This window comes from Pseudomonas sp. GW823-FHT02F05 (assembly GCF_058797315.1).
The window spans coordinates 41,101-58,977 of the sequence record NZ_JBXAJM010000005.1 but is presented as its reverse complement, the minus strand read 5'-3'; the positions used below and the strand labels follow the sequence as shown (position 1 = coordinate 58,977).

The 17,877-nt window shown below is 62.6% G+C and carries 11 protein-coding genes; 7 read left to right on the top strand and 4 right to left on the bottom strand.

Annotated features, from left to right (window positions below):
• Positions 1-58 precede the first annotated feature (58 nt).
• Positions 59-1,405: an MATE family efflux transporter gene (locus AC1RAC_RS08340; protein ID WP_492616494.1), complete on the bottom strand. Its 1,347-nt coding sequence runs from the start codon at positions 1,403-1,405 to the stop codon at positions 59-61.
• 299 nt (positions 1,406-1,704) lie between these two features.
• Between AC1RAC_RS08340 and AC1RAC_RS08335 the strand changes: the two genes are divergently transcribed.
• A complete protein-coding gene (locus tag AC1RAC_RS08335) occupies positions 1,705-6,600 on the top strand; it encodes an alpha-2-macroglobulin family protein (RefSeq protein ID WP_492616493.1) in 4,896 nt (1,631 codons plus the stop codon).
• A 130-nt stretch (positions 6,601-6,730) separates the two neighbouring features.
• On the opposite strand, the gene AC1RAC_RS08330 is transcribed toward AC1RAC_RS08335, so the two are convergent.
• Positions 6,731-7,024, bottom strand: a complete 294-nt coding sequence (locus AC1RAC_RS08330) for a hypothetical protein (RefSeq protein ID WP_003188208.1) — start codon at positions 7,022-7,024, stop codon at positions 6,731-6,733.
• 224 nt (positions 7,025-7,248) lie between these two features.
• On the opposite strand from AC1RAC_RS08330, the gene pbpC reads away from it, so the two are divergent.
• From pbpC to AC1RAC_RS08300, 6 genes are all read left to right on the top strand, one after another.
• The gene (gene pbpC, locus AC1RAC_RS08325; protein ID WP_492616514.1) at positions 7,249-9,561 is read left to right on the top strand and encodes a peptidoglycan glycosyltransferase PbpC; all 2,313 of its coding nucleotides are present in this window, start codon (positions 7,249-7,251) and stop codon (positions 9,559-9,561) included.
• A gap of 184 nt (positions 9,562-9,745) precedes the next feature.
• Entirely contained in the window at positions 9,746-10,054 is a 309-nt protein-coding gene (locus AC1RAC_RS08320) for a MazG-like family protein (RefSeq protein WP_003188211.1), read from the top strand.
• Positions 10,047-10,796: a methyltransferase gene (locus AC1RAC_RS08315; protein WP_047712475.1), complete on the top strand. Its 750-nt coding sequence runs from the start codon at positions 10,047-10,049 to the stop codon at positions 10,794-10,796. The genes AC1RAC_RS08320 and AC1RAC_RS08315 overlap by 8 nt, the downstream gene beginning before the upstream one ends.
• A 23-nt stretch (positions 10,797-10,819) precedes the next feature.
• Complete coding sequence (locus tag AC1RAC_RS08310) at positions 10,820-11,422, top strand: DUF4136 domain-containing protein (protein ID WP_078467818.1); 603 nt, start codon at positions 10,820-10,822, stop codon at positions 11,420-11,422.
• A gap of 43 nt (positions 11,423-11,465) precedes the next feature.
• On the top strand, positions 11,466-12,023 hold the full coding sequence (locus AC1RAC_RS08305) for a DUF4136 domain-containing protein (protein WP_034126431.1): 558 nt from the start codon (positions 11,466-11,468) through the stop codon (positions 12,021-12,023).
• 223 nt (positions 12,024-12,246) lie between these two features.
• Complete coding sequence (locus tag AC1RAC_RS08300; protein WP_492616492.1) at positions 12,247-14,190, top strand: pilus assembly protein TadG-related protein; 1,944 nt, start codon at positions 12,247-12,249, stop codon at positions 14,188-14,190.
• Positions 14,191-14,658: 468 nt separating this feature from the next.
• Here the strand turns inward: AC1RAC_RS08300 and AC1RAC_RS08295 are convergent, their stop codons facing one another.
• Both AC1RAC_RS08295 and AC1RAC_RS08290 read right to left on the bottom strand, forming a co-directional pair.
• Positions 14,659-17,409, bottom strand: coding sequence for a PAS domain-containing protein (locus AC1RAC_RS08295; RefSeq protein ID WP_492616491.1), 2,751 nt, complete (start codon positions 17,407-17,409; stop codon positions 14,659-14,661).
• Complete coding sequence (locus AC1RAC_RS08290) at positions 17,406-17,843, bottom strand: TadE/TadG family type IV pilus assembly protein (RefSeq protein ID WP_003188217.1); 438 nt, start codon at positions 17,841-17,843, stop codon at positions 17,406-17,408. The genes AC1RAC_RS08295 and AC1RAC_RS08290 overlap by 4 nt, the downstream gene beginning before the upstream one ends.
• Positions 17,844-17,877: the final 34 nt, after the last annotated feature.

Genomic DNA, 17,877 nt, shown 5'->3' with positions numbered 1-17,877 from the left:
ATTCAACGCTTGAAAAATCGGCTTGTAACCTGTCAGAAGTAACAGGTAGGGGCTCGTGTCAGCGGGTATCGCTTAGCCAGCGATTCTGCGTGCTCAGCCACCAGGCAATCGCCCCCAGGATCAAGCTGCGTACCGCCATGAATAGCAAAAAAGTTATCCACAGTCCGTGGTTGCCCAAGCCCTGCAAGGCCCAGGCAATCGGCAGTACCAGCATCACCGTCAGCAACATCCCATCGCGCATTTCCCGCGCCCGCGTTGCACCGATAAACAGCCCATCGAGCAAATAACTCCACACCGCAATCAACGGCAATACCGCGAGGTAGGGCAGGTAGATAGCGGCGGTTTCGCGCACGCTGGGGATATCGGTTTGCATGGCGATGAACAGATGGCCGCCGAAGGTGAACAGCAGGGCGAAACCCACGCTGGCGATCAGCGACCAACCACAGGCAACCACCAATGACCGCCGTAACGCTTGCCGGTCACGTGCGCCGATGGCGTGGCCGCACAGAGCCTCGACCGCGTGAGCCAGGCCATCCAGGGCATGTGCCGTCAGCAACAGGCCATTGAGCAGCAGCGCATTGGCTGCAACGGTAGCGTCCCCCAACCGTGCACCTTGCACCGTGATCATGAAAAAGACTGACTGCAAGGCGAGGCTGCGAATAAAGATATCGCGGTTCACTGCCAGCAGCGGGCGCCAGCTTTGCCACAGTGTCAGCGCGGCCCAGGCGATATGCCCGGGGTAGGCACGCAGGGCTTTTTGCGTAAGCGCCAGGCCGAGCAGGGCGCCGGTCCACTCTGCGATCACCGAGGCTCGGGCGGAGCCGACCACGCCCCAGTCCAGCCCGAGGACGAACCATAGGTTAAGCGCGATGTTGACCAGGTTGGTGGTCAGCAAAATCGCCAATGGCGCTCGTGCATTCTGGGTGCCGAGGAACCAGCCGACCAGTGCATAACTGGCGAGAGCGGCGGGCAGGCCGAACAGGCGGGTGTGGAAAAACTCGCGGGTAAGTTGGTTCAGTTCGGGCGAGGGCTGCATCCATTCCAGGGCCAGATGGCTCAGGGGAATGCCCACGGTACCCAGTAAAATCGCCAGCCCCAGCGCCAACAGCAAGCCTTGCAACAGGATTTGCCGCAACGCTGCACCATCGTTACGCCCGGCGGCCTGGGCGGCGAACCCGGTGGAGCCCATGCGCAGGAAACCCATGGCCCAGGCGAGGAAGGTATACAGGCTGGCGCCGACAGCCACGGCACCCAGTTGGTGGGCGTGGGGCAGGTGGCCGATGACCATGCTGTCCACCAGAGCCACCAAGGGCACCGAGATATTCGACAGGATCATCGGCGCGGCCAGGGCCCAGACGCGGCGATGGGTGGGGCGGTGGCGCCAGTCGGTCAGCAGGGCGGTCATGAAGGCTCCTTGGTAGAGCGGCATTGTAACCGTCAACCCGCCACACAGCAGAACCAATGTGGGAGCTGGCTTGCCTGCGATAGCAGTGGGTCAGCCAGTGAAGATATCGGCTGAAAGACCGCTATCGCAGGCAAGCCAGCTCCCACCGTTTGATCTCCAGTGGCTGTGGGATTTGGCTTGGCTTCATGCCCACCTAGAACCAACCGCCCCTCCGTCGGTCAATGTGACCGGCGCCGCAGCAGCTTGGTCGGCGCTGATATATAGTTCACCCCTCGGTTCCCTCTGACTATGAGTGCCCCATGCTTAACAAAGGACTGTTCCTGGCCTGCGCGCTGGCCCTGCTGAGCGCTTGCGATTCTTCCGATAAACCCGCTGCACCGCCTGCGCCCACCGTGGCGGCAGCGCCGAAGCCGGTGAAAGCGGCGGTGGACGTGGCAGCGTTGAAGCAACGCTATGCCGGGCGTGAGCTGAGCGTGGTGGATGTGTCCGAGGTGCAGTTGGATGGGGCCAGCACGCTGTCGGTGAGTTTTTCCATTCCGCTGGACCCCGATCAGAAATTCGCCGACAAGCTGCACCTGGTAGACAGCAAGTCCGGCAAGGTCGATGGCGCCTGGGAACTGTCCGATAACCTGATGGAATTGCGCCTGCGCCACCTTGAACCGCAGCGCAAACTGGTGCTGACCGTGGACGCAGGGGTGAAGGCGGTCAACGGCAACACCCTCGCCGCCGAATACAGCGCCCGCCTGGAAACCCGCGACCTGCAAGCCACCGTCGGCTTCGCCAGCCGTGGCACCCTGTTGCCGACGCGCCTGGCCGAGGGCCTGCCGGTGATCGCGTTGAATGTCGACAAGATCGACGTGGAATTCTTTCGGATCAAACCCGAATCCCTGCCGTCGTTCCTGGCGCAGTGGGGGCGTAATACCAGCCTGCAAAGCTATGAGTCCCGTGAACTGCTGCCAATGGCCGAACTGGTGTACGGCGGGCGTTTCGACCTGAACCCGGCGCGCAATACCCGCGAAACCCTGTTGCTACCGATTGCCGGCCTCAAGCAGTTGCAGCAGCCGGGCGTGTACCTCGCGGTGATGCGCGCTTCGGGCACCTACAACTATTCGCAACCGGCCACCCTGTTCACCTTGAGTGATATCGGCCTGTCGGTGCACCGCTACGCCAATCGCCTGGATGTGTTTACCCAGGCCCTGGAAGGCGGCAAGGCACTCAACGGCGTCGAACTGGAAATCCTCGATGCCGAAGGCCGCGTGCTCGGCCAGGGCAAGACCGAAGACGGTGGCCACGCCGAGTTGCCGCTGCCGAAAAAAGCCCAGGTGTTACTGGCCAAGCAGGGCGAGCAAACCAGCCTGCTGCGCCTGGACAGCGCCGCGCTGGATTTGGCGGAGTTCGATATCGGCGGGCAACCGTCCCACCCGTTGCAGTTCTTTGTGTTCGGCCCGCGTGATTTGTATCGCCCCGGCGAAACCGTGCTGCTCAACGCGCTGTTGCGTGACAAGGATGGCAAGGCGGTGAAGCCTCAGCCGGTGAGCGTCGAAGTGCGGCGCCCGGATGAACAGGTGAGTCGCAAGTTCGTGTGGGAGGCCGACGCGTCGGGCCTGTATCAATACCCGTTGCAGCTGGCTGGCGAGGCGCCGACCGGGCGCTGGCAGTTGGTGTTCGACCTCGGTGACGGCAAGCCGCAACTCTATGAATTTCTCGTCGAAGACTTCCTGCCCGAACGCCTGGCGCTGGAACTCAAGGGCAGTGACACGGCGTTGAGCCCGGCGGATAACCCGGTCATCCAGGTCAACGGTCGTTACCTCTACGGCGCGCCCGCCTCCGGTAACCGCGTCAGTGGCCAGGTGTACGTGCGGCCACTGCGCGAGGCGGTCAAATCCCTGCCGGGCTACCAGTTCGGTTCCGTCACTGAAGAAGAGCTGAGCCAGGATTTCGAACTGGACGAAAGCGTACTCGACGCCAATGGCGAGCAAGCGCTGACCCTGGAAAGCAAGTGGGCCGAGGCCAAGTCGCCGTTGCAACTGATTGTGCAAGCCAGCCTGCAGGAGTCCGGCGGTCGGCCGATCACCCGGCGCCTGGTGCAGCCGATCTGGCCGGCCGAGCAATTGCCGGGCCTGCGTGGCCTGTTTGACGGCAAGGAAACCAACGGCGATGGCCCGGTGGAATTCGAAGTGCTGGTGGCCAACCAGGACGGTCAGAAACTGGCCGCGCAAGACCTCAAGGTGCGCCTGGTGCGTGAGCGCCGCGACTACTACTGGAACTACTCGGAGAATGACGGCTGGAGCTACCACTTCAACGAGAAATTCCTCAACCTCGATGAGCAGAGCCTGAACATCAAGGCGGGCGACACCGCCAAGGTCAGCTTCCAGGTGGAGTGGGGCCCTTACCGCGTGGAGGTCGAAGACCCGCAGACCGGGCTGGTCAGCAGCCTGCGTTTCTGGGCCGGCTACCAGGCCCAGGACAACACCGAAGGCGGCGCCGTGCGCCCCGACCAGGTCAAGCTAGCGTTGGACAAACCCGCCTATGGCGATGGCGACACCGCCAACGTCACCGTCACGCCACCGGCTGCCGGTAAAGGCTACCTGTTGGTGGAGTCTGCCGAAGGCCCGCTATGGTGGCAGGAAATCGACGTGCCGGCCGAAGGCAAAAGCTTTGCGGTGAAGCTCGACCCTAAATGGTCGAGCCACGATCTGTATGTGAGCGCCCTGGTGATTCGTCCCGGCGAGCGCAAAGCCAATATCACGCCTAAACGCGCCGTGGGCTTGCTGCACCTGCCGCTGGATCGCACCCAGCGCAAACTCGGCCTGACCCTCACTGCACCTGAAAAAATGCGCCCCAAACAACCGCTGACGGTAAAGATCGCCGCCAAAAACGCCGATGGCAGTGTGCCTCAAAAGGTGCACGTACTGCTTGCGGCAGTGGACGTGGGCATCCTCAATATCACCGAATTTCCAACGCCCGATCCGTACGCCAGCCTGTTTGGCCGCAAAGCCTATGGCGTCGACCAATTCGACATCTACGGCCAGTTGATTGAAGCCGGCCAAGGGCGCCTGGCCAGCCTGGCATTTGGTGGCGACGCGGCGTTGGCCAAAGGCGGCAAACGCCCGGACACCAGCGTAACCATCGTCGCCCTGCAAAGCGCCCCGGTGACGCTGAACGACAAAGGCGAGGGCGAAGTCAGCGTCAATATCCCCGACTTCAACGGCGAACTGCGCCTGATGGCCCAAGCCTGGAGCGATGATCGCTACGGCATGGCCGAAGGCAAGACGGTGATCGCCGCCCCGCTGATTGCCGAGTTGTCGGCGCCGCGCTTCCTGGCCGGGGGCGACCAGACCACCCTGGCCCTGGACCTCTCAAACCTGTCGGGCAAGGCGCAGAAACTCGATGTGCAATTAACGACGCAAGGGCCGTTGGAACTGGTCAACAGCGACACGCAATCGGTTGAACTCAAGCAAGGCCAGCGCACCACCCTGCGCATTCCGGTAAAAGCCTGGGGCGGTTTCGGTCAGGGCAGGGTCAAGGTTACGGTCAATGGCCTGGACCTGCCGGGGGAAAACCTGCCGCCGTTCAGCCGTGAGTGGACCCTGGGCGTACGCCCGGCGTACCCGGCCTTGCTCAAGCATTACCGCGCCGTGATCAAGGATCAGCCGTGGAGCTTGCCGGCGGGTGCGCTGGATCAGTTCGATGCCTCGGGGCGTGAGGCGCTGTTGAGCCTGTCGAGCCGGCCGCCGTTGAACCTGGGCGCGCAGATCAGTGCGCTCAAGGCGTACCCCTATGGTTGCCTGGAACAAACCGCCAGTGGCTTGTACCCGTCGCTGTACGCCGACGACGCGCTGCTCAAGCGCCTGAGCATCAAGGGCGAGCCGGATGCCGAGCGCAAGCGCAAGATCGAGTTGGGCATCGAGCGCCTGCTGGGCATGCAGCGCTACAACGGCAGCTTCGGTTTGTGGGGCGCTGATGGCGAGGAAGAATATTGGCTGACTGCGTATGTCACCGACTTCCTGCTGCGCGCCCGCGACCAGGGTTTTGCAGTACCGCCTGAAGCCTTGAAGAAGGCCAGCGAGCGCCTGTTGCGGTATGTGCAGGAACGTAACCTGATCGAGGTGGATTACAGCGACAACGCCGAGCACACGCGTTTCGCCGTACAGGCCTACGCCGGTATGGTGCTGGCGCGCAGTCAGCAGGCGCCGTTGGGTGCGTTGCGCAGTCTGTTCGAACGGCGCAGCGACGCACGCTCCGGCTTGCCGTTGGTGCAGTTGGCCATCGCCCTGCAGAAAATGGGCGACCAGCCGCGTGCCGATCAAGCCTTGCTCGCCGGTTTGGCGGCGCAGCGCAGTGCCAAGGAGTGGCTGGCCGACTACGGCAGCCCGTTGCGCGATCAGGCGATGATTCTGGCGTTGCTGGAGGAAAATGACTTGGCCAAGGGCACGCGTGAAGAGCGCCTGTTTACCTTGTCGGACCAGTTGGCGGCCAGCCCCTATCTGTCGACCCAGGAGCGCAACTCGTTGTTCCTGGCCGGGCGGCTGGGTTTCGCCCAGCCCGAATCGGCGTGGAAGGTGCTGTTGGATGGCAGCGACGGGGAGCATGAGCTGAACAACCAACAGTCGACGCTCAACCTGGAAGGCAAGCTGCTTTCCGGCAATTTGAGCCTGACCAATCAAAGCGGTGTGCCGGTCTACCAGCAACTGACAATCTCGGGTTACCCACAAGTGCCGCCTGCCCCGGGTGGCGAGAACCTGAGTATTCGCCGCGAATACCTGGGCATGAATGGCCAGCCGTTGAATTTGCGCAGCCTCAACAGCGGCGACCTGGTGCTGGTGCACCTGGCCGTCAGTGCCAAGCAACGCGTGCCGGATGCCTTGGTGGTGGACTTGCTGCCCGCCGGCCTGGAACTGGAAAACCAGAACCTGGCACAAAGCGCAGCGAGCCTGGAGAACGCCAGCAGCCAGGTGAAGGAGTGGCGCGAGTCGATGCAGAACGCATCGCTCAAGCATCAGGAGTTCCGGGACGACCGCTATGTGGCGGCGATGAATCTGGATGGCTATGGCACCACGCACTTGTTGTACCTGGCGCGTGCGGTGACACCGGGAACCTACCGCGTGCCGCCGCCGCAAGTGGAGTCGATGTATCGGCCGAACTGGCAGGCGGTGGGCGAGACGCCAGTGGATATGGTGATCAAGGGCCGCTGAAAGACACTGTAGGAGCGAGCTTGCTCGCGAAAAACGTCAACGAGAACGCGTGTTTCCTGAATCAACGCGGCGCCTTTGAGTTTTTCGCGAGCAAGCTCGCTCCTACAGGGGGAATCGAGTGGTTGCACCGTCAGTGCACGACCCAACTGAGTAGCCAAAGCCCCAGCATCAGCCAGATGATTCCCACGATAATCGAGGCCCGCATAAAGGCGCGTACCGCCGAGTACAGGAAGAGCAACCCGACGATCAGAGTGATGATGCTGATGATCGAGGTGTCCATGCCCAAGGTGCGTGACAGGCCGTCGATAAAGTTGCCGCCGGCGTGGGTCAAGGCCCCGAACAAACCGCTGAGCCCGTCGACGATAAAACGGATGACGGAACCGAGCGCCTGGCCCAACCATTCGAAAAAGCTTTCTACCTGCATGTGCGTGTCCTGATGAGAAGGTGGGCGTAACTGTGCCTTTGGTTGTCGATAACGCAGGCGAGTTCCCTGCAAGCATAGAGGTTTGCCCGTTTGAGTTTTAGTTTAATCACCTGCAGATGTACGCGGCCCAATGTGGGAGCTGGCTTGCTCGCGAAGGCGGCGTGCCTGTGACATCTCTGCCAACTGACCCACCGCTTTCGCGAGCAAGTCCGCTCCCACAGTTATTGCGCTGGGCTTTGGGTTGTGTGGCGTTAGTAATAGCGCTGCTGTGGGGCGCCGATCGCATCTGGCCCTTGCCCCTGCCCCAGGACGACCTGGCGCGGGTGGTGCTGGCCGAAGATGGCACGCCGCTGTGGCGATTTGCCGATGCCAATGGCGTATGGCGCTACCCGGTACAGACCCGCGAAGTGTCGCCGTATTATCTCGACGCGCTGCTCACCTATGAAGACCGTTGGTTCTACCAACACCCCGGCGTAAACCCGTTGGCGCTGGTGCGTGCGACCTGGCAAAACCTGAGCGGCGCGCGAGTGGTGTCCGGCGGCAGCACCTTGTCGATGCAGGTTGCGCGCCTGCTCGACCCACACTCACGCACCCTGCACGGCAAGTTACGCCAGCTGTGGCGTACCGCGCAGTTGGAGTGGCACCTGTCCAAGGACGAAATCCTCAACCTGTACCTGAATCGCGCGCCCTTCGGCGGTACGCTGCAGGGCGTGGCGGCAGCGAGTTGGGCGTACCTGGGCAAGTCGCCATCACAATTGACTCACGCCGAAGCCGCGTTGCTCGCGGTATTGCCCCAGGCGCCGAGCCGTTTGCGCCCGGACCGTCATCCGCAGCGCGCCCAGCAGGCCCGGGACAAAGTGCTGCGCCGCCTGGCCGAGTTTCAGGTATGGCCGCAATCGGCGGTCGACGAAGCCTTGGAAGAACCCCTGTTGCTCGCCCCTCGCCTGGAACCGAGCCTGGCGCCCTTGCTCGCACGTCGCCTGAATCGCCCCGACAGCCCGCCACTGATTCGCACCACTCTGGATGCCACCTTGCAACGCCGTCTCGAAGACCTGCTGTTGGGCTGGCGCGCACGCCTGCCGGAGCACACCTCGGCGGCCATCCTGGTGGTGGAAGAAGAAAGCATGGCGGTGCGCGCCTACCTGGGGTCGGTGGATATCAATGACACCAAGCGCTTTGGCCATGTGGATATGATCAGCGCGCTGCGTTCGCCCGGTTCCACCTTGAAGCCTTTTCTCTACGGGATGGCGTTGGATGACGGCCTGATTCACTCCGAATCGCTGTTGCAGGACGTGCCTCGGCGCTATGGCGATTACCGTCCAGGCAACTTTTCCATGGGTTTTACTGGCGCGGTGCCGGCGAGCACCGCGTTGTCCAGTTCGTTGAACCTGCCTGCGGTGCAACTGCTGGAAGCCTACGGGCCCAAGCGCTTTGCCGCACAGATGCGCATCGGTGGCATGCCGTTGGCGTTGCCGGCATTGGCCGAGCCGAACCTGGCGCTGATCCTCGGCGGTGCGGGCAGTCGTCTGGAAGATCTGGTGAGTGGTTACAGCGCCCTGGCCCGCGATGGCAAGAGCGCCAGCCTGCGGTTGCAGCCGGACGATACGCTCAGGGAGCGGCCGTTGCTGTCGCCCGGCGCCGCATGGATTGTGCGACGCATCCTCAGCGGCCAGGCGCGGCCCGACCGTGACCCGCGTGCCGAGCTGGTCCAACGGCCGGTGCTGGCGTGGAAAACCGGCACCAGTTATGGCTTTCGCGATGCCTGGGCGATTGGCGTGGGCCCGCGTTACCTGATTGGCGTATGGATCGGCCGGCCCGATGGCACGCCGGTACCGGGGCAGTTCGGCCTGGCGTCGGCAGCACCGTTGATGTTGCAGGTGCATGACGTGCTGACCAACCGCGACAGCCAGCGCGGTATCAGTGCGCCAGTCAAACCGGTGCCTGCCAATATCGGCGTGGCAGCGATTTGTTGGCCGCTGGGCCAGCCCATGAGCCGCAGCGACCCCAATTGCCGCCGCCAGCGTTTTGCCTGGACCCTGGACAACACCACGCCGCCGACCTTGCAGGCATTGGATCAACCCTTGAGCGTGGGCTTGATGGAAAGCATCTGGGTTAACCCCAAGGGTTTGAGGGTCGATGCCCATTGCCCTGGCGCAACCCCCAAAAACATCGCGCTGTGGCCGGCGCCGCTGGAGCCCTGGTTGCCAAGGATTGAACGCCGGGAAGCGCGCATTCCTGCGCCTGACCCGGATTGCCCTCCACCGGCGCTGGCTGCGGCGTCGCCGTTGTCCATCGTGGGCGTGCGCGAGGGCGATCAATTACGTTTGCCCGCCGCCAGTCAGCAAGCCTTGCGCCTGAACATCTCCGCCCTGGGCGGCAGTGGCCGGCGTTGGTGGTTCCTCAATGGCGCGCCGTTGGGGGACAGCGCCAATCAGGACAGCATCAACGCCAGTTTTGAACGGCTGGGGCGCTATCAGCTCAGCGTATTGGATGAAGCCGGCCAAACCGCCAGGCTCGAGTTCAGCGTTGTCGACTGATCGTTCCCACGCTCTGCTGATCGCTCCCACGCTCTGCTGATCGTTCCCACGCTCTGCGTGGGAGCGCCGCCTGGGACGCTCCGCGTCCCGTCATCCGCGCAGGCGACGCGGAGCGTCACTGGAAGCATTCCCACGCTGAGCGTGGGAATGATCGGGTAAGCTATACCCATTCAGGAGCCCCCGCATGAACCTCGAACACCTCACCGAACGCCTGCACCGCATCCGCGATACCAACGACTGGAAGCAGTTCCACAGCCCGAAAAACCTGGCCATGGCTGCCAGCGTGGAAATGGCCGAGCTGGTGGAAATCTTCCAATGGCTCACCGAAGACCAATCCCGCCAACTGCCCGCCGATAAACTTGCCCATGCGGGCCAGGAGGTCGGCGATATTGTCCTGTACCTGCTGTTGCTGTGCAGTGAGTTGGGGCTGGATATGAACGAAGTGGTGCGCGCCAAACTGGCCGATAGCGAACGGCGGTTTGCCCATGAGTGATCGTCATTTCGACCAGTTGGCCACGCGCTTTGCCGAAAAAATCTACGGCGGTGCCAAGGGCGCGATTCGCCTGGCGGTGCTCCAGGCCGACCTGGTGCAAGCCTTGCCGCAGCGGCCGTTGCGCGTATTGGATATCGGCGCAGGCCTGGGGCACATGTCGCTGTGGCTGGCCGAGCAGGGCCACGAGGTAACCTTGGCCGAACCCGCTGCGCCGATGCTTGAAGGTGCGCGCCAGCGCTTCGCCGACGCGGGCCAAAGCGCGACCTTTATTCATGCACCGTGGCAGGACTTGCTCGGCCAACTCACCGAGCCTTACGATCTGGTGCTGTGTCATGCCGTGCTGGAGTGGTTGGCCGAGCCCCACGCCATCCTGCCGGTACTGCACCAACTGACGCTGCCGGGTGGCTGGTTGTCCCTGGCATTCTACAACCGTGATGCGTTGATCTACCGCAATCTGCTCAAAGGCCACTTCCGCAAAATGCGCAAGAACGACATGGCCGGCGAAAAGCAGAGCCTGACGCCGCAACAACCCCTGGACCCACGGGAGTTGGCGGCGCAACTCGAAGGGCTGTGGCAGGTCGAAAGCCAAAGTGGCGTGCGGGTGTTCCACGACTATATGCCGGTGGAATTCCAGGCTCGCGCCAACCTGCAGGACTTGTTGGAGATGGAGCTCGCTCACCGTCGTCACCCAAGCTTTGCCGGGCTTGGGCGATATTTGCACTGGATCTGCCGCCCGGTTTAAGCGGCCCAGCGTGGGAGGTCGACATGCGTCGTCTCGGTTTAATCCTGTTGTCTTTAGCGCTTGGGGCCTGCTCGAGCCCCAATCCTTACGTGGCCAGTTCGGCACCGATGCCGCCGGCGCCCGCCCAGGCGGCCACTACCTTTGATGCCAGCGCCTACCCCGCGCCGGTGCGCGACTATGGTGCCTACCGCAGCTGGGGTTGGCTCAACGGTCAGTTGCCGGCGGGCACGGCCTGGGCCGATTCGGCGCAGATTGCCGAGGCGGTCAGCGGCGCCCTCGATCAGCGCGGCTTGCGCCCCTTGCATGACAAGCGTGCGCCCGACCTGCTGGTGAGCGCCGATGTACGCCTGGAAAAACGCCTGCGCCAGGTCCAGGACGATTATGGTTACGGCTACGGCGGCTATAACCGCTATGGCAACGGTTACGGCATGTACAACAGCGTGCCCGTGGTGCGCACCTATGAAGTGACAGTGGCCGTGGCGCGTATCAGCCTGTTCGATGCGCGCACCCGCCAGCCGGTGTGGAGCACCAGTGCCGAAACCACCAGCCAGGGCAGCCTGAGCGAACGCGCCGATAGCTTGCGCAAGGCGATGCAGAAGGCAATGGCTGCCTATCCGCCCAGTTAGCAGCTATTCTCATTACATGCCCACGTTGTTTTTGGAGAACACCATGCTTCGTCGCATCGCTGCGCTTGCTGTTGTCATGTTGCTGGGCGGTTGCCAGAGCAACCAGGTCAACCACGATTTCGACGCCAGCCGAGACTTCGGCGCCTACCGTAATTGGGCCTGGAAAGACCCAGCGTTGCAGTACCGTCCCGATGACCCGAGGATCAAGAGCGACCTCACCGAGCAACGCATCCGCCAGGCCGTGGGCGAACAGCTGGATCAGCGCGGTTTGCGTCCTGCGGCGGCGGGTACCAAGGCTGACCTGAATGTACAGGCCTACCTGATCGTCGAAGACCGCCAGCAGCAAGTCACCACCAACTATGGCGGTGCCTGGGGCGGCCCGTGGAATGGTTACTGGGGCGCGCCGATGTACAACGAAACCCGCAATATCACCTACAAGGTCGCGACCATCCAGATCGACCTGCTCGACGGCAAGGACGGCAAGCTGGTGTGGCGCGGCAGCGACGAACAGATGATGGCCAGCACGCCGAACCCCGAGGAACGCAACAAAGCCATCCGCAGCACCGTGACCAAGATCCTTTCAAACTACCCGCCGCGCTGATCGCTCACTGTAGGAGCGAGCTTGCTCGCGAAAAACGTCAACGATAACGCGTACTTCCTGAATCAACGCGGCGTCTGTAGGTTTTTCGCGAGCAAGCTCGCTCCTACAGTATCAGGGCGTATCAGGGCATCTCCGCCAGTCGCCAATGTGGCGAGTTGCCAGCAACCTGCCGAAGCCTTGTCTACACTCCAGTGCAACGGAGAGTTAGCGCAGGAGTGCTTCGATGTCTCCCCGATTCGGCTCCAGACAGCGTGGTGCAATTGGCTTGATGGCGGCAGGCACTTTGGCCTTGGCCTTGGTGTTTACGTTGCTGGCGGTCGACAGCGGGCGCTTGTATTTGGAAAAGCGCAAGCTGCAATCCGTCGCCGATACCTCGGCGTTGGAGGCAGCCAGTCTCGGTGGCCAATGCGGTACCAACACCACCGCAAACGCCTATGCCACGCAAAATGCGGCGCGCAACGGTTTTGTGGTCGGTAATGGCAGCTCCCTGGCGGTGACATGCGGCACCCTGGCGACCAATGCTCTGAACACCCGTGTGTTTACCGCTGATGCCACCAAGAGCGACGCTATCCGCGTGGTGGCTTCCCGCACTGTGATGACCAGCGTTGCCAATGGGCTGTGGAACCTGTTCAGTGGTGCGCCGATTACCCCGCAAATCAACTTGAGCGCCACCGCCGTCGCGGCGACACCACCGCCCGTGGCGCAGCTGTCGATCCGCAGCAGCCTGGCCAGCGTCGACTCAGGCAAATCCCCACTGCTCAACCTGGTCATCGGCAACCTGCTCGGCGGCAACCTTTCGCTCACGGCGGCGGGTTGGAACGGCTTGCTGCAGACCAACGTCAACCTGCTCAGTTATTTGGACCAACTGGCGATTAACCTGAACGTGAAGGCCGGTGACTACGATGCCTTGCTCAGTACCGCAGTCTCGGCTACTCAACTGATCGACGCTGCTGTGAAGGTTTTGCAGAAAAACGGTGCGGCGGTCACAGCGGTCGTCAATGACGTGATTTCGATTCAAGCCATTGCGCCCAACAGCAAGCTGTTGACCGTGGGTGACCTGATTGACATCGCCACCGGCACGCCGACGGCGGCGCTGAATAGCAACGTGCAATTGTTTCAACTGTTGGAAGCGGTGGCGCAGTTGTCCAGCAGCAAGAATGCGGTGAGTGCGGCGGCGCAGGTCGCGATTCCGCTGGTGGGCAATGTGTCGATCCAGACCAAGGTCATCGAACCGCCGCAGCTGTCGGCCATTGGCAATCCTATGCTGGCCAAGAAGGGCTTGCAGAATACCCCGCCGACCGATCAGATTTTTGTACGCACCGCGCAAGTGCGCACGTTGGTGACCGTGCAGGCGCCGATCATCAAGGCGGTCTCTGGCGTGGCGTCCATATTGACGGGCCTGGGCACGCCGGTGTCCCAGGTGGTCAAGGGCTTGTTGAACCTCAACCTGCCGGCGGTGGTTGGCGGTGTGTTGTGCCTGGTGGCCTGCAATGTGGCTGACGTCGATGTCACCACATCGCTGGCCATTTACATCGAAGCCGGCAGTGCGCAAACCCATGTCACGGATTTCAATTGCGACTCGCCGGCCTCCAAATCCTTGACGGTGAAAACCACTACGTCCCTGGCGACCCTGGCGGTCGGTACAGTGGATCCGGTGGCGGCTTTTTCTTCCTCCGCAGCAGTCGATGTGCAGCCGGTCAGGCTGATCGATTTTGGCCAGCGCTACTGTGTGGTCCTGACGCTGCTGTGCAGCCCCAACCGTACACCCAATGTGGGGGGTGGTTTGCTGTTGAAAGCCAACTCCACCATTGCTGCGCAAACCAGCACGATGGTGTTTGCCCCGGTGGCCGAGATGAATGCGCCGCCCACCTACAAGTTCGCGCCGGGCACCGCCAATATCGTCGGCAGCCTGGCGGCGACCCTTAATGGCTTGCAGGTAACTTATGCACCGCCCAGCGGCAGTGTCTCCAGTGGCGCGTTGGCTGGGGTTGCCGGGCTGTTGGCGACCATTACCACGGCGGTGGTGGGGCTGATCCAGAATGTGCTGTCACCGATTCTCGACCCTGTCGTCAACACCTTGCTCAGCGCCTTGGGCATCAACCTGGGCAATGCCGAAGTCGGTGCCAACCTCACCTGTCATATGGGCAGGGCTTACCTGGTGATTTAGCTGACTCCCCGAGTTCCAAATGTGGGAGCTGGCTTGCCTGCGATAGCGGCCTGACAGCCGACGCCTATCTACCTGCCCCCCCGCGATCCAACTGTGCGGGCTTGCTCGCGAAGGCGGCCTGGCAGTCAACACAGTTGGAACGTGTACATATCCATTCCTGCGGTAACGGCCACTTAGGGTTCCGCTTTTACAGCGGCTCACTTTTGAAAAGAGCCCAAAAGTAAGCAAAAGGCTCTTGCCCCACCACTCGGCACCTCGCCTAGGCTCGGTGTGCCCGCAATCCGCCAGTGATTTGGGGGGCCGCCGCCACGCGCCATCCATGGCGCGGGGCGGCTAAACCGGCATCCCTGCCGGTTTACCCCCCAAATCCCTGTCGAATTCCGGCCAGCGTGGTTTGACGGGGCGCCTAAGATCAAGATCAAAAGCAGAGCAAGAGCAAGAGCAAGAGCGGCTCGCTTCGCATCGTGGTTAGCTGATTGAGTGCTGCGCGATGGGTAACTCGACGCAGAATTTCGCGCCGGCCTCGCCGTTGGTGACGCTCAGGCGCCCACCCATGTTTTCCACAATCCCATAGCTCACCGAGAGCCCCAATCCGGTGCCGACGCCTATCGGCTTGGTGGTAAAGAACGGTTCGAAAATCCGCTCCAACAGGCGCGGGTCGATCCCGCCGGCGTTGTCTTCGACCCAGATACGCACATGGCGGCTGTCGTGCTCGCTGTGCAGGGCAATCCAGGGGCGCAGGGCAGGGTCTTTTTCTCGCCGGCTGAGTAATGCGTCGCGGGCATTGACCATCAGGTTGATCAGCACCTGTTCCAGCTGGTCGACATAGCCTTTGACCTGCACCGAGAAGTCCGCAGGGCTGATGCGCACGTCTACACCTTTGCCGCGCAGGCCTTCGCTGAGCAGGGACAGGGTGCCCTCCAGCGCCTGCGCGGGGTCGAACGGTTGCTGCTCGATTTCCGAGCGGCGGCCGAACACGCGCATATGGTCGACCACCCGTGCCGCGCGTTGCACCTGGGCGTCGATACGCTGCAGTTTTTCCGTGAGGTAGTCGATTTGCACATCGCCATTGCCCAGGCGCTTGAGCACATTGGTGATGGCCATGTGCATCACGTTCAGCGGCTGGTTGATCTCATGGGCCAGGCCGGTGGCCATTTCGCCGAGGGTGGCCATTTTCGCGCTTTGGGTCAGTTGCTGCTGGGAGCGGCGTACTTCGGTGTTGTCGCGGCCCACGGCCTGCACTTCGATCAGAGCGCCTTGTTCATCGAAGACGCCACGGTCCGACCACACCCACCAGGCATGTTCGCGCCCCGGCAGTTGCAGGCTGATTTCCGCGGTGCTCACCGGGAATTCCGGGGTCAGTTGCTGAATGCGTTGCATAAAGGCGGCGCGCTGTTCATCCGACAGCCACTGGCCCAAGTCGATGCCTGGCAATTGGTCGGGCCGGGATTCCAGGTAATTGGCCAGCGGCGTGTTGCCGAAGGTGAGGATCAGGTCGGGACGGTAGCGACAGATCATCGCTGGCGAGTCTTCCACCAGGATGCGGTAGCGCTCTTCACTTTGGCGCACCTGCTCGGCGGCCAGGGTCGCCTCGGTGACGTCCAGCCAAAGGCCCACGGCTTCCACCGGCAAGCCGAGGTCGTCGCGCAAAAGCTTGGCTTCGTCGAGCAGCCAGTGGTAGTTGCCTTGCTTGTCGCGCAGGCGGTAGCGGCTGCGCACGTTGCCTTCGCGCAGCAGCTGGCGGGTGCGTTCGAAGTAGTGTTCTCGGTCGTCGGGGTGGATCAGCGCCGCCAGGGTGTCGTGGTTGCAATCGGCCAAGGTCCAGCCCAGCAGCGGCAACAGGCTGGCGCTGAAAAACGCTGGGTGCAGCGCGCCGTTGACGTAGCGCTGCACATAGATGACGGCCGGTGAGCTGGCGATCAGGTTGTCCAGGCGCGCATGGGCGGCGGCGGCTTGCAGTTGCTGGTTCTGAATGTCGCTGATGTCGAGCATGAAGCCGACCCAGCGCCGTTCATTGCCGGCTCCCAGCACTTGGCCTTGTATGCGGTACCACAGGGGCGACTGCTCGGACTCGGTGCGTTGCAGGCGCACGTTGGTCAGCAGTGGCTTGCCCAGGGCTTGCAGGTCTTGCAGGCGGCTGTCGAGGGCCTGACGGTCGGCGGGGTGGATGAGCTCGAGCCAGGTACCGAGGGGTTGGCGGGTGGGGCCGTCGTCCAGGCTCAGGTTGCGCAGCAATTGTGGCGCCAGTTGGATTTCCTGGGTAGCGGGCAACAGTTCCCACCAGCCAGTGCCGAGCAGGCCTTGCAGGGCTTCTACCCGTTCCAGTTGCTGGTGGTGACGCTGTTCGCGCAGACGGCCCAGCAGCGGCGCGGCGAGTGCTGCGCACAGGTTCAGCCAGTCACGCTCGCCGGTGTGGTGTGCCTGGCCGTTATAGAAGCCACACAGCAGCCACGCGGCGGCGCCATGGCTGTCGCGGTACGGCACCAGGAAGCCGTCGGCATTGCCAAATACACTGTGCAGGCGCGGGTTGTCGCTGCGCCCTTGGGCAATGTCCAGGCTAAGTGGTGTGTTGCCGTTGATGCTGTCCAGGCTGGTGCCCAGGTGTTGCCCGGTCTGCCACAAGGCCGGGGCGTCGTGAGCGGCGTAGTGACTGTAGATGCGCCAGCCTTGATCATCTTCGTCGAGCAGTGCCATGGCGACGCAGGGGATGCGCCAACGCTGGGCCACGCTGCGCAGGTGTTCGCTGAACACCTGGGGCAGGCGGTTGGGGCTGCACACGCGCAGCTGTTCGCTCATCAGGGCGGCGAGTTGGTGGTTCTGTTCGCGTTGCTGCACCCGTACTCGGTCGGCCAGCAGGTCAGTGATGTCCAGCAGGTGCAGGGCCCAGCCGTCGCCCTCCGGCTCGATCCAGCCGCGGGTATGCAGGACCTGGCCAGCAGCGCCCTGGAAGTCGAGGTCCAGGCCGTGTCGTTGCCACTCCTGCGGCGTGCCCTCGACACTCCGCGCGCTGTCGGCACACAGCAAGGTCTGCAAGGGGGGGTTGGGCGCGTTGGCAAGATGCTGGGCAAGTAAAGGCTTCAAGGTGCCCGAGATGTTCAGCACCCCACCCAGGTTGTCCAGTTGCACTTGCAGGCCCGACGCGGGTGCTGCTGGCGCGTCCAAGGCCAGGGCGCTGGTGCGCCCGCGCAGGCGTGCGAACAATTTATCCCCCGTCGTCAAAACTGAAGGCTCGAGGTAGCAGTGAGGTTGGTGGGCAGGTTGGGTACGGTGCCCACCCCGGGCAATACCAGGGCCGGCAAGACCGCTTTGATATTGGCCGAGGGGTAGGTGATCTTCACTGTCAGCAAATTATTGGTGTAGGTGGCGGTGATATAGCCGGGCAAGAATTTCAATGAGCCGGGGATCCAGTTCAATTGGGCCTGGGCGGCATCCTTGGCGCGTTGCACCACCAGGGCCGAATAGCCTGCGGTGCTGGGGTCCAGGGACACACTGCGGCGTACCCCTTCGGCTGCCGCTTGGTGAAATGACTGCATCAACAGCAGCGGCAAGCTGTAGCTGAGCATGCCGTAGAACACTGCAAAGAAAATCACGAAGACCAAGGCAAACTCGATCGCCGCAGCGCCTTTTTGCTTTCTCGGGAGGCTCGATTTCATGACTGCGTCTACCCTGAGTCGAGTACTTGATATC

Bases quoted from the DNA above. Each gene is read 5' to 3' on its own strand.
- AC1RAC_RS08340 (WP_492616494.1), bottom strand. From the start codon at position 1,405: ATGACCGCCCTGCTGACCGACTGGCGCCACCGCCCCACCCATCGCCGC.
- AC1RAC_RS08335 (WP_492616493.1), top strand. From the start codon at position 1,705: ATGCTTAACAAAGGACTGTTCCTGGCCTGCGCGCTGGCCCTGCTGAGC.
- AC1RAC_RS08330 (WP_003188208.1), bottom strand. From the start codon at position 7,024: ATGCAGGTAGAAAGCTTTTTCGAATGGTTGGGCCAGGCGCTCGGTTCC.
- AC1RAC_RS08320 (WP_003188211.1), top strand. From the start codon at position 9,746: ATGAACCTCGAACACCTCACCGAACGCCTGCACCGCATCCGCGATACC.
- AC1RAC_RS08315 (WP_047712475.1), top strand. From the start codon at position 10,047: ATGAGTGATCGTCATTTCGACCAGTTGGCCACGCGCTTTGCCGAAAAA.
- AC1RAC_RS08310 (WP_078467818.1), top strand. From the start codon at position 10,820: ATGCGTCGTCTCGGTTTAATCCTGTTGTCTTTAGCGCTTGGGGCCTGC.
- AC1RAC_RS08305 (WP_034126431.1), top strand. From the start codon at position 11,466: ATGCTTCGTCGCATCGCTGCGCTTGCTGTTGTCATGTTGCTGGGCGGT.
- AC1RAC_RS08300 (WP_492616492.1), top strand. From the start codon at position 12,247: ATGTCTCCCCGATTCGGCTCCAGACAGCGTGGTGCAATTGGCTTGATG.
- AC1RAC_RS08290 (WP_003188217.1), bottom strand. From the start codon at position 17,843: ATGAAATCGAGCCTCCCGAGAAAGCAAAAAGGCGCTGCGGCGATCGAG.